Annotated in this window: 11 protein-coding genes; all 11 read left to right on the plus strand. The window is 44.8% G+C overall.

Annotated features, from left to right (window positions below; genetic code table 11):
* Positions 1 to 55: 55 nt before the first annotated feature.
* The 11 genes from NSQ99_RS04100 (at position 56) to NSQ99_RS04150 (ending at position 12,957) form a co-directional block, all read left to right on the plus strand.
* Positions 56 to 1,471, plus strand: coding sequence for an FAD-binding oxidoreductase (locus NSQ99_RS04100; protein ID WP_340835249.1), 1,416 nt, complete (start codon positions 56 to 58; stop codon positions 1,469 to 1,471).
* A complete protein-coding gene (locus tag NSQ99_RS04105) occupies positions 1,464 to 2,819 on the plus strand; it encodes a (Fe-S)-binding protein (RefSeq protein ID WP_340835250.1) in 1,356 nt (451 codons plus the stop codon). The genes NSQ99_RS04100 and NSQ99_RS04105 overlap by 8 nt, the downstream gene beginning before the upstream one ends.
* Positions 2,820 to 2,965: 146 nt before the next feature.
* On the plus strand, positions 2,966 to 3,829 hold the full coding sequence (locus NSQ99_RS04110; protein WP_340835252.1) for a MurR/RpiR family transcriptional regulator: 864 nt from the start codon (positions 2,966 to 2,968) through the stop codon (positions 3,827 to 3,829).
* A 243-nt stretch (positions 3,830 to 4,072) separates the two neighbouring features.
* Positions 4,073 to 4,984: an N-acetylmuramic acid 6-phosphate etherase gene (murQ, locus tag NSQ99_RS04115; RefSeq protein WP_340835255.1), complete on the plus strand. Its 912-nt coding sequence runs from the start codon at positions 4,073 to 4,075 to the stop codon at positions 4,982 to 4,984.
* Positions 4,985 to 5,045: 61 nt separating this feature from the next.
* A complete protein-coding gene (locus tag NSQ99_RS04120) occupies positions 5,046 to 6,509 on the plus strand; it encodes an ABC transporter substrate-binding protein (RefSeq protein WP_251670672.1) in 1,464 nt (487 codons plus the stop codon).
* A 108-nt stretch (positions 6,510 to 6,617) separates the two neighbouring features.
* Positions 6,618 to 7,520 (plus strand): carbohydrate ABC transporter permease, encoded by a 903-nt coding sequence (locus tag NSQ99_RS04125; RefSeq protein ID WP_251670671.1) that lies wholly within the window; start codon positions 6,618 to 6,620, stop codon positions 7,518 to 7,520.
* 17 nt (positions 7,521 to 7,537) lie between these two features.
* Entirely contained in the window at positions 7,538 to 8,398 is an 861-nt protein-coding gene (locus tag NSQ99_RS04130) for a carbohydrate ABC transporter permease (protein ID WP_251670670.1), read from the plus strand.
* Complete coding sequence (locus tag NSQ99_RS04135) at positions 8,398 to 9,576, plus strand: anhydro-N-acetylmuramic acid kinase (RefSeq protein WP_340835257.1); 1,179 nt, start codon at positions 8,398 to 8,400, stop codon at positions 9,574 to 9,576. Before NSQ99_RS04130 ends, NSQ99_RS04135 begins: the two co-directional genes overlap by 1 nt.
* Positions 9,577 to 9,600: 24 nt before the next feature.
* On the plus strand, positions 9,601 to 10,572 hold the full coding sequence (locus NSQ99_RS04140) for a GNAT family N-acetyltransferase (protein ID WP_340835258.1): 972 nt from the start codon (positions 9,601 to 9,603) through the stop codon (positions 10,570 to 10,572).
* The gene (locus NSQ99_RS04145) at positions 10,569 to 11,270 is read left to right on the plus strand and encodes a PIG-L deacetylase family protein (protein WP_251670667.1); all 702 of its coding nucleotides are present in this window, start codon (positions 10,569 to 10,571) and stop codon (positions 11,268 to 11,270) included. The genes NSQ99_RS04140 and NSQ99_RS04145 overlap by 4 nt, the downstream gene beginning before the upstream one ends.
* Before the next feature lie 544 nt (positions 11,271 to 11,814).
* Positions 11,815 to 12,957, plus strand: coding sequence for an exo-beta-N-acetylmuramidase NamZ family protein (locus NSQ99_RS04150; RefSeq protein ID WP_251670666.1), 1,143 nt, complete (start codon positions 11,815 to 11,817; stop codon positions 12,955 to 12,957).
* Positions 12,958 to 12,960 lie beyond the last annotated feature (3 nt).

A 12,960-nucleotide genomic window follows, 5' to 3' on the forward strand; every position in this document is an offset into this window, starting at 1 on the left:
ATCAATATCAAAGTCATCAGATGACCTGTTCACTTTCTGATAAGGAGGACATATTGTGATTACAGAATTAATAAGCAAACAACTCAAAGCAATTGTTGGCGATAAATACTTTAGAACCGATCAGGAAGCACTTATTGCGCATTCCTATGACGGTACACCGATGCTTCAAGCTTTACCTGATGGGGTGATCTACCCTGAAACAACCGAGCAGGTTAGTGAAATTATGAAAATTGCAAGCGCTAACCGTATCCCAATCGTAACGAGAGGCTCTGGCTCTAATCTATGCGGGGGAACAACTCCGCTAAGTGGCGGTATCGTTATGGTCATGCACCGCATGAATAAGATTATCGAAGTGGACATGGAAAACCTTACGGCTACGGTACAGCCTGGAGTCATTACACAACATTTTAGTAGTCATATTGAGGAGCTTGGACTGTTCTATCCGCCAGACCCAAGCAGCATGAAAATCTCAACCATCGGTGGCAATATCGCTGAATGCTCTGGCGGCTTGCGCGGCTTGAAGTACGGTACAACGAAAGATTATGTGCTTGGATTAACAGCCGTGCTTGCTAATGGATCGATTATTCACACAGGCGGGAAGCTGACGAAGGATGTAGCGGGCTATGATCTTACGAAGCTGCTCGTCGGCTCAGAAGGAACGCTGGCAGTTATTACTGAAGCGATTCTAAAGCTGATCCCACCACCGAAAACGAAGAAAACAATGATTGCAATGTATAAGGATATCTATGGTGCTGCGCGTACAGTATCTAAAATCATTAAGCAGCAAATTATTCCTGCGACACTAGAAATATTGGATAACCCAACCATTCGAGTCGTAGATGATTTCGCTAAAATTGGCCTGCCTCTAGATATGGCAGCTATTTTAATTATCGAGCAGGACGGCGAGCCGGAAATGGTAGAGCGAGATATTGAGAAGATCTATAGCATTTGCCGTGAGGAGCAGGCTGATCGACTTGAGATCGCTAAGACACGCGAGGAAGCAGAAAAGCTGCTAACCGCAAGACGCAGTGCGTTTACAGCACTAGCACGCTTGCGTCCAACAACGATATTAGAGGATGCAACGGTACCTCGCTCCAAAATAGCGGATATGGTGCTTAAAACAAATGCTATCGCGCAGAAGTACAACGTCAATATTGCAACGTTTGGTCATGCAGGGGATGGAAATCTGCATCCAACTGCGACGACCGATGCACGAGATAAGGATGAGGTACATCGCGTAGAGGAGGCGTTTGCCGAAATCTTCGAGGCAGCGATTGAGCTTGGAGGAACGATAACGGGTGAGCATGGTGTTGGTGTTGTGAAGGCGCCTTATCTGGAGTGGAAGGTTGGAGAAGCGGGGATTGAAGTGATGAAAGGAATTAAGACAGCCTTCGATCCACTCAATCTATTGAACCCAGATAAGATGTTCGCAAAGCAAGCTAAGAAGAGAGTGGTGATTCAACGTGGCTAGTACATTTGGTAAACCAAATATCGAACATAGCAACCCTCTGGCACGCACTTTGCTAGAGAAGCTGGATTACGATCAGCTGACGAATTGTATGCGCTGCGGCTTTTGCTTGCCGGCATGTCCGACCTTTAATGAAACAGGGATGGAGCCAGCATCACCACGCGGCCGAATTGCGATGATGAAGGCAGCGGTAGATGGATTGATGGAGCCGGATGAGCAGTTCAAGGATCAGATGAACCTATGTCTTGGCTGCCGTGCATGTGAGCCGGCATGTCCAGCAGATGTGAAATACGGGCAACTTATAGAGCAGACAAAGGAAGCATTGGAGGAGCATGCCCAGCATTCAGCTCCAGTAAAGATAATGCGCAAAACTCTCTTTAAAGGAGTATTCCCTAAACGAGGCAGCATGAAGGTGCTTGGAGGCTCGCTAGCTTTCTACCAGAAATCTGGCTTGCAAAAGGTAGCACGTGGCACTGGCATCATGAAGCTGTTTCCTAAGCATCTGGCCGAGATGGAGCAGATATTGCCTGAAGCGAGCAGTAAAGGTGTTGTTGAGCGAATGGGAACCTTTTATGCTGCAAAGGGCAAGAAGGTTGGCACAGTAGCGATGTTCCGCGGCTGCATTATGGATGTTATGTTTGCTGATACGAATGTAAATACTGTTGAGCTGCTATCTGCAGCAGGCTTTGACGTGCACATTCCAGACGCACAAGTATGCTGTGGGGCGTTGTATGCACATAGTGGTGAAATGGAAGATGCAAGAGCGCTGGCGAAAACGAACATCGATGTGTTTAAGGAGCTGGGTGTCGATTATATCGTTTCAAATGCAGGTGGCTGTGGTGCGCTGCTCATAGAATACGACCATTTGCTAGCACAGGATGAGCAATACCGTGAAGATGGAAAATGGTTTGCAGAGCGCGTCATTGATATTAGTACACTACTTGTGGAGAAGGGGAATCCGCTGGAGTTTGCAGATAGATCCTCCCAGACTGAACATGTTAAAGTGACGTATCAGGATTCCTGCCATTTACGCAATGTAATGAAAGGGTCAAGCGCCCCTAGAACACTAATGAAGAACGTGGCGAATACCGAGTATATTGAGATGGTAGAATCGGATCGTTGCTGTGGTTCCGCAGGGACATACAATGTTGTACAGCCGGAGATGGCTGGCAGCATACTGGAGCATAAGATGGTGCATGCAGATCGCACAGAGGCGAGCTATATGCTAACAAGCAATCCAGGCTGTCTGCTGCAGATGAAGCTTGGTATCGAGAAGCATAAGCCACAGCAGCCGATGCAGGCTATGCACATTGTTGACTTTTTACATGAGCGAATGCTATGCTCGAAGTAGTCAAAGCTGTCGAATTGTGACTATACATCACGGTCATTCATCTAGATAGTAGCATTCATTCTACGAGTTTTGCTTGATGTCCTTTCCTTATGATAGAGTATAGCTGTCTTCTAATAAGGTAGAAAATAATCGTGAGTAGGTAGATTATGAGTATTAATAGTAATGTGTTAATTAAAATTCGTGAGATGAAGGATAGCCTGACTCCAGTTGAACGAATGGTTGCTGACTACATTTTGGAAAACACAGAAGAAATTCCTCATCTTTCAATTAAGACGCTGGCTCAGGCTAGCAAAACAAGTGATGCTTCTGTGCTCAGGTTTTGTAAAACCATGGGCTATAGTGGCTATCGCAATTTTATCGTAAGCATCTCTGCGTCTCTAGGTTCTCGCGAGGATGAGCAGAAGACGCAGTATACTGATATTCAGCCGGGAGATGAGCTGTCGACCATTATCTCTAATATTTCATTAAACAATTGCAAGTCGATTGAAGATACGTTAAGTGTGATTGATAATGGGGAAATCTCGCGAGCAGTTGAGGCGCTTCGCACAAGTAAACGAATCGTGTTTTTCGGCGTTGGAGCATCAGGTCTCGTCTGCATGGATGGAGAGCAGAAATTTTCTAGAATTCAAAAAATGTGTCATGCCTATACGGACGGACATAGTCAGTTGACTGCAGCGACTTTGCTGGAGGAGAACGACGTTGCCATTTTTATATCCAATTCAGGGGCGACCATTGAAATATTGGATGCACTAGAAATCGCCCAAAAAAATAAAGCGAAGTGTATCGCCATTACGAAATATACAAAAAGTGAGCTAGCAGAGAAAGCAGATATCGTGCTGAGCATCTCTACGCCAGAGGTGACGATCCGAAGTGGCGCAATGGGCTCGCGTATTGCTATGCTGACCGTTATCGATATTTTATTTGCAGGAGTTGCTAGTGCTGAATACGAGCATGTAAAGGTACATCTAAAAAAGACGCGTAACATTTTAAATAAAAAGCATAGACGTTAGCATAGACAATCATAGACGCTAACGTGCGAAAGGGATGAGAGACATTAATCATTTGCAGATTAATGTCTCTTTTTTGCACAATTTGAAACAAAACAACAAAATTATATTTTTGTTTGAAATTTTATTTCAAAAAGTATTGACGAATTGTAAGCGGTATATTAAGATGAATATATAGGAGTTGTGAACAAACCTGACGTATAAACGTAAACAACATGTTAGGTATAGACAGCGAGGAGGGAGACTATGAATGACTACCTTGCGGGATTGACGACAGAGGCAATTAACCCGGACACCTTAATGATTGATGAATGCACAACAGAGCAAATGGTGCAGATTATGAATCAACAGGATGCTTTGGTGCCTGCAGCTGTAGCAAAGGAAGTTCCGCATATTGCAAAAGCGGTAGATATTCTACACCAAAGTCTAGCTAATGGTGGGAAAATGTTTTATATAGGAGCGGGGACATCCGGCCGCCTAGGTGTATTGGATGCTTCTGAATGTCCACCAACATTTGGTACTGATCCTTCCTTAGTTCAAGGGTTTATCGCAGGTGGAGACACGGCCTTGCGTAATGCGGTTGAAGGCTGCGAGGATAATTTGGAAGAAGGAATTGCCCTAATCAATGAGATTGGAGTTACCAGTAAGGATGTTGTGATCGGCATATCAGCGAGCGGGAGTGCAAGGTTTGTCATTGGTGCTTTAACTAGGGCAAGAGAGCTCGGCGCGAAGACGATTGCTGTATGTAACAACAAAGGCTCTAAGCTGGAACCAATTGTTGATGTGGCCATTGCACCTGTTGTTGGTCCGGAAGTCATTAGTGGCTCCACACGCTTAAAGGCAGGGACTGCCCAAAAGCTTGTGCTTAATATGCTTACCACCTGCACGATGGTGAAGCTTGGGAAAACCTACAATAACTTGATGGTTGACCTGAAGGCTAGCAATATTAAGCTGGTGGACCGCTCTGTTCGCATCATTATGCGAGCGACTGGCGTAGATTCTACAACTGCTTCTGACACACTTACTAAAGCATCAATGAACTGTAAATTGGCGATAATGATGATTAAGACAGGTCTTGATGCACAGGAAGCAGAGCAGCAGCTGGCTCAGCATAATGGCAGATTGAAAGAAGCGATTCATGCAATTATGTCGAGTTAGTAGAAAGAAAAAGCGAGTAAGACTAGGTTAGACGTAATTAAAAAACGGGGAGGCATTAAACATGAAAAAAGGATTACGTGGTTTTACAATGTTGTTAACCGTAATCATGCTCGTATCATTGCTGGCAGCTTGCGGAGGAAAAAACAATAACACGCCTAATGCGACGAACAATGCAGGCAATGCAACGAATTCAGGTGGTAACAGTAGTGAATCATTAGAGAAAGACACGATCACTGCATTGCTGCCACCAGCATCGGCAAACTTCCAAGCTAGATTTCCAGAGATGGAAAAAGAGTTTAATGAAATGTATCCACACTTGACTTTGAAAATTGAACCAGCAAGCTGGGAGGATATGACTCAAAAGCTTGACACTCAAGTGAATGCAGGTTCTCCACCAGATATCGCATGGGTTGGTTCAACGGCGATTTCAAAATACGCTGCACTAGATGTGCTTCTAGATCTTAACCAAGTTCTTTCTGATGAAGTTAAAGCTGATTATGATGAAGTACCAATGAAGTTCTTCCAGCTAGGTGATGCACAATATGGCTTGCCTGCATATCTTGCTATTCACTCCATCGGTGGTAACAAGCAGTTCCTTGAGGAAGCAGGAATTGATTATAAGGCTGTTCAAGAAAACGGCTGGACATACGATGAATTCCGTGAAGCGATTAAAGCTGGTGTAGTTAAGGATGATAAAGGTAATACATCTCGTTACGGATTTGTATTCGCGACATCTGGTGTTACATCTAAAGACTACCTAAGCATTATGGCTAAATCTGCTGGTCTTCCAGAGTACTTTGATGAAGATTACAAATTCACTTACACAAGTAAAAACTTCCTAGGCCTACTTGAAGCGATCCGTCAAATGATCGACGATGGTTCAATGCCTAAAGAGCTAAGCTCTATCGATGCTGGTAAACGTTGGAACATGTTCCTAACAGGTCAAACAATGATTACTGGTAAAGGTCTTGCAAGCTTTGAAAACTCTGCTCGTCTAAACAATGAAAAAATTAAAGCGAACGACGGTTCTGCAGTAGCTGATTCTATCGAAGCAGAATACATCGCGCTTCCAGTACCTTCATTCAACGGTGCAGATTACATTCCGACAGCAGTTGTAGATGGTTTCATTGCACTACGTGGTAAAAAAGAGCCAAGTGAAGCACATCTTCACAACATTGGTTTAGCGATTCATTACCTGTCTTCTGGTTCTGTTGCAGCAAACTTCACGAATGAGCTGTTCTTGAGCCCGGTTTCTGAATCTGCACGCAATGCTGAGGTGCTTGAAGTGTATCCTCGCAGCGAAGAAAACCTTAAAGCTGATGAAATTATGATGTCTAAAGCAGTAGCAGCGCGCACAGATATTCCAACTGAACTTGCTGCTGAAGCAATTAAAATTGAAACTGAGGTTATCGTTCCTAAGCTGCAAGCATTGCTAGCTGACGAGATTTCACCTCAAGAAATGTATGATGCAGTTAAAGCTGCTGCAATTAAATCCTTCGGTGAAGATGGCGTTGTAGTTGACTAATCGATAAATGATTAGGATGGTGAAAGCTGTACGTAGATTGAACGTACAGCTTTCATTCTGAATATAGTCCCTGTGTTTGTACTGTACGAAGAAGAGAGGTGCGGCCCAATGAATCAAACGTTGACTAAAAGAAGAAAATTAAGACTCGAAAGTGATAGCGGTTGGGGTTATGCATTTATCGCAGTGGCTCTTATTGCGTTCTGTTTATTTACCGCATATCCGGTTATTAATGCTTTTATGATTAGCTTACAGGAATACAGACCATTAGGGTCCACTTATGTTGGTCTAGAAAACTTTAAAAATTCATTTACGGATGAGTTATTCTGGAAGGCAATTAAAAATACAGCAGTATATACACTACTAACTGTACCAATTAATATTTTGATTTCCTTTCTTATTGCGATTCTTATTATTCCTTTTAAGAAAAGAACACAAACGGTGTTTAAGGCAATTTACTATTTGCCAGCAGTAGCATCAGGTGTAGCAATGGCTGTCGTATGGCTGTGGATCTTCGATCCGTTAAAATCCGGTATCGCTAACCAAATTGTTATGTTTTTTGGGATGGAAAATCAAAACTGGCTTGGTTCCAGTGCAACAGCAATGTTCTCTCTCGTGTTAATGTCATGGCTGTCTAGTCATGGTACAGCTATTATTATTTATCTAGCTGCATTACTTGGAATCGATAACAGCTACTATGAAGCAGCTGAAATTGACGGTGCAACCTTCTTGCAAAAGCTATGGTTTATCGTCATACCTTTCCTTAAGCCAACAACGCTTTTCCTACTCGTTACGGGTATCATTGGTTCCTTCCAAGTATTCCAAAACGCTTATCTAATGACAGGCGGTGGACCAGACCATGCAACGACAATGGTAGGATTGTTAATCTTTAACAATGCGTTCACATATTTCGAATTTGGTGAGGCAGCAGCACAATCTCTAGTACTAGCAGCAATTATTGCAATTGTATCCTTCATTCAATTCAAGTTCTTAGGTAAAGATATCGAATACTAGGAAAAGGGGCGGAACATATGGCTTTATATAATAACAACTTCAAAAGCAAATGGGCTCTGTTCGTCCGTAATGGCTTGATTATTGCGTTCCTAGTCCTGTTTGCCTTAGCTACCATTTTCCCGATATATTTTATGTTAATCTCCTCATTTGGAGATCCAGTGGAAGCTGGAGCGATGAGCTACTCTCTAATACCGAACAAAATATCATTCGAGTCCTATAAATTCTTCTTTAACTTTAGTCCGTATTCATGGGATTGGCTATTGAACTCTCTCATTGTTGCAGCCTGTATTACGGTTTCCAACGTAATCTTCGCAACACTAGCAGGCTATGCTTTTGCCAAAATGAAATTTAAAGGTAAAAACATTTTGTTTGCAATTCTGCTAGGTTCCATGATGATTCCGGGCCAAGTTACACAAGTACCGCTTTATATTCTAATTGTTAACATTTTTGAACTGCAAAATACGTATCCCGCACTTATTATGCCTAGCATCGTGACGGTCTACAACATCTTCCTTGTGAAGCAGTTCATGTCATCCATTCCGGGTGAAATTCTAGAGGCAGCAAAAATCGAGGGCTGTTCTCAACCGAAAATTTTCTGGCACATTATTGCGCCACTTTCTAAAACGGTCATGGCTGTACTTGCAATTCTAACGTTTATGGCAGCTTGGAATGATTTCTTCTGGCCATTCCTCGTAACGAACACGATGGATATGCAGACGATTCAGGTTGGTCTGAAAAACTTCCGTTTTGCAAATACAACATACTTTGCGCCAATGATGGCGGGTGCGACAATTTCAGCTGTTCCAATGTTTATTCTATTCTTCAGTCTTCAAAAATACTTCCTTGAAGGGGTAACGGTAGGAGCGGTGAAGGGCTAATGTCTAAAACCTATGTCGTCGGGCTAATGTCGGGTACTTCTGTTGATGGGATTGATGCGGCAGTCATTGAGATTGACAGCACAAGCGCGCAGGAGGTAAGCGTTCAATTGCTTGCCTTTGAGAATACGCCTTTCCCTAAGGAGACAAGAGATCGAATCTTTGAGCTTTTTGATCCTGCGCTTGCAACGATAGACAAAGTAGGAATGATGAATATGTGGCTGGGCGAGCTTTACGCCCAAGCCACATCTTCCGTTATTGCGAAGAGTGGGCTCCAGGCAAAGCAAATTAGCGTTATCGGTTCTCATGGTCAAACGATCTATCATGCGCCTTGGGATCATAGTATCGAAGGAAAAACGGTACGCTTTACGGTGCAGATTGGTGAAGGTGCGGTTATCGCCAATCGAACAGGAATTCCTTGCGTCTCAGATTTTCGAATTGCAGATATGGCGGTTGGCGGACAAGGTGCGCCGCTAGTTCCATTTACGGAATACTTGCTGTATCGCAGTGAGCGTAAGACACGCCTGCTGCAAAATATCGGTGGCATCGGCAATGTAACGGTACTGCCGGCGGGAGCATCAGCAGAGGATGTCTATGCTTTCGATACAGGACCGGGCAACATGATCATCGATGCACTCGTTGCACAGCTGTTCGCACCGCTAACGATGGATGTCGGAGGGCAGATTGCTGCTCAAGGGCAATTGATTGATGAACTGCTAGCTTGGCTGCAGCAGGATGACTATTACCGGATGCCTCTGCCTAAGTCTACCGGTCGGGAACGGTTCGGTACACAGTATGCAGAGCAAATCCTTACGATGATGCGTAAACAACAATGGCGTGCAGAAGATGTTATTGCAACCGTTACCTATGCGACTGCTTGGTCGATTCACTATAGCTATGAGCACTTTATTGCTGATGAACATCCGGCACATGAGCTGCTCGTTGGTGGAGGAGGCAGCTATAACGTAACGCTCATTAGCTATCTGAAGCAGCTGTTTACACCAAATGGTGTCAAAGTGCTGACGCAGGAGGATATCGGCGGAAGCAGTGATGCGAAGGAAGCGATCGCCTTTGGGCTACTGGCCCATTATACGATGCAGCGATTACCCAACAATATTGCTAACGTAACAGGAGCAAGTCAGCCAGTTGTGATGGGTAAGCTGAGCTGGCCAATCCAATAATACGCTCCTAATGGGGGAAACCGTATGGACATAAGAAGCTTTCAAATCGAGGATGTCGGAGAAGTCGTAGCACTGTGGAATGAAGTGGCTACGATTTATCATTATAAGCCACTTACGGAAGCTGAGTTTCTCAGCACCTTTATTCAGCATCAATACTATGACGCGGGTTGCGTGCTCGTTGCCTACAACGAGGACGAGCTAATTGGTTTTGCTGCTGGCAGTGTCGGTGATGATTTGCCGCTTGGTGAGGTTGCGGGCTATATCACCTGTGCATGGGTTAAGAAAGACGCTGATCAGCAGCTGTATCATCGCTTCGTCGATAAGTTGGAGCAGCGTTTTAAGACACTTGGCAAAACACAGGCAGAGGTATTGTTCTTCAATCCAGTAAAGCTGGTATGGAATATACCGACAGCACTGGAGCATGAGCATAATAACGCGCCTGGAATTAGCCAAGATGTGCCGCTATATCAGTGTCTTATAGAACGAGGGTATATCGACCGTGCAACGCAATGCGGCATGTACTTAAAGCTTGGTCATTTTACGATACCAGAGGATATTGCCGCGAAGGAGCAGAAGGCCGCAGAAAAGGGCTATCGTGTGCAATATTTTGATCCTGAAAAGCATGAGCATTTGGAGGAGCTGCTAACAGCGCTCGGAAATCCGCAATGGCAGCAAGAAATTACCGATGCGGCAGCGCGTCACATTCCATTTGTTGCAGCGGTACATGGTGATCGCTGTGTTGGCTTCGCAGGTCCGATTGTTAGGCAGCCCAATGGGCGTGCTTATTTTACAGGGATTGGTGTTCACCCTGAGCATGAAGGTCATGGGCTTGGAAGTGTATTGTTTTTCCACATGGTGGAAGCGTTTCAAAGCAATGCTTGTGACTATGTCTCATTGTTTACAGGGAGCAATAATCCTGCCATCCGAATCTATGAAAAAGCTGGCTTTCAAGTCGTGAAGCAGTTTTCCATATTGCGAAAGGAGCAATTAATATGAGTGAGAAGCAAACCATCTTAGCAATTGGCGCACATGTGGGGGATGTCGAGCTGGCATCAGGCGGTGTCCTTGCCAGCCATAGCTTAAAGGGAGATCGAATCGTTACGCTTGCCCTAACAGCAGGAGAGCGCGGCGTGCCGGCAGGTCAGGATATGGCTCAGTACCGTGAGCAGAAGGTGCAGGAAGCACATACTTTTGCTCAAATGCTAGGCGGTGAGGCATTCGTATTCGACTATCAAGATGGCGAGGTGCCGGACACAGAGCAAATTCGTATGGAAGTTTGTGATGTGATTCGTCAAGTGAAGCCTAATGTCATTATTACACATTGGAAAAACAGCATGCATAAGGATCATGCTCTCACTCATCATATCGTCAACGATGCACGTTTTTACGCTAGCATGCCGACGATTGAGCGCGAGCTACCTAACCATTTTGCAGCAAAACTACTTTACTCGGAAAACTGGGAGGATGCGGTGGATTATGTTCCGTATCTTTACGTTGATTTCGATCAGGCTGCGTTCGATCTATGGATCGAGGCGCTTAGCAAGCATTGGTTCGTCACAGGCAGCAAGTCCTTTAAGTACCTGGACTACTACAAAGCATTAGCTGTTGTTCGCGGCTGCGAAGCGAGAAAGATGTATGCGGAGGCGTTTATGGTGCCCCCCGAAACAATGAAACTGAGACACTCCACCCTATAAGAGGAAGTTCAAAAAGTTCAGCCTTGATGACGATGTATCGCGTTGAAGCCTAGTCGACGTCGAATATGAAGTTCTACCGAAAGCTCCGTTGCTCACGTACCAACAACGTACGCTGCGCTACTCGCTTTCTAGTATCACTTCATCTTCTTGGTCCTGAAGGCCAAACTTTTTGAACCATTATTTAAATGGGAAGTTCAAAAAGTCCAGCCTTGATCACGGTGCATCGCGCTGTAGCTTAGTCGGCATCGAATTTTGAATTCAGCCGGGTCTTCCGGTGCTCACGTACCCAATACGTACGCTGCGCTCCTCAGCCCCTAGCTTTATCCAAACTTCTCGGTGCTGAAGGCTGGATTTTTGAACTCGATTAAATGGGAAGTTCAAAAAGTTCAGCCTTGATGACGATGTATCGCGTCTGTAGCGTATAGGGCATTGAATCGGATTTTGAACTCTAATAAATATAAATAGCATCAAAAGGGAGTGTTTCTTGGAACCAGGATGCATTCCCTTTCTTTTCACCCATCACCTATCTAGGAGGCAGCATGATATGGTACTTAACGGAGTAGATATGCTATTGAATGACCGTCATAAGCTCGAAGGAAAGCGAGTGGGATTAATTACGACACCTACAGGGCTTACGACTGATTTTCGCTCGACGATATCGATTTTGCATGAAAATTTCAATCTTGCAGCGATGTTTTCGCCAGAGCATGGTGTTCGTGGCGACTTAGATGCAGGTGCACTTGTTGATACGTATGAGGACCCTTATACGGGTGTGAAGGTATTCAGCTTATATCGTAAAGATTCTAAACGTCTTACGGCTGAAATGCTCGATGCCGTCGACGTGATGGTTTATGATATTCAGGATGTAGGCGTTCGCTATTATACATTTATTTATACGATGCTGTATGCACTTGAGGATTGTGCAAAGGCTGGCATTCCATTTGTCGTGCTAGACCGCGTTAACCCACTTGACGGTGTGACTATCGAGGGGAATATCCTAAAGCAAGGCTTCAAGTCGTTTGTTGGCAATTATGAGCTCGCTGTTCGATATGGCTTAACCGCGGGGGAAATTGCGACGATGGCCAATGACCAGATGGGCTGGAATGCTGACCTGCATGTTGTACCGTTGTCTGGCTGGCAGCGTGAGATGCGTTTTCCGCAGACAGGCCTAACATGGGTTCATCCATCGCTTGGTATGCCTCGCTATGAGACGGCTTTGCTTTATCCGGGCACATGCTTGTTCGAAGGAACAAATTGCTCTGAGGGTAGAGGAACGACCTTCCCATTTGAAATGATCGGTGCGCCTTACATTGAAGCACAGCAGCTTGCTGATGTCATGAATGCTAAGCAGCTGCCTGGCGTTCGGTTCCGCCCTGTTCACTTCAAGCCGACGGTATCTAAGCATGCAGGAGAGCTATGTGGCGGTGTACAGCTTTATGTTACAGATGAACAGCTTATTAGACCGCTTGACGTCGGTGTAACGCTGATGTTTACGATTCGAGATCTATATGAGCAATTTTCCTTTTTACCACCAATTAAGGAGGGCTCTCGCCCGTTTATTGATTTGCTGTGCGGCGACAACGTATACCGTCAACCCAATGTGACCGCGGCGCAATTGCTTGAGCAGTTTGCTGAGGAGAGCAAGCAGTTTGCTGAACTGAAAAAGGATTATCATATATATAAATAAGGC

It is taken from the genome of Paenibacillus sp. FSL W7-1287 (assembly GCF_038004245.1).
Lineage (GTDB): Bacteria > Bacillota > Bacilli > Paenibacillales > Paenibacillaceae > Pristimantibacillus > Pristimantibacillus camelliae.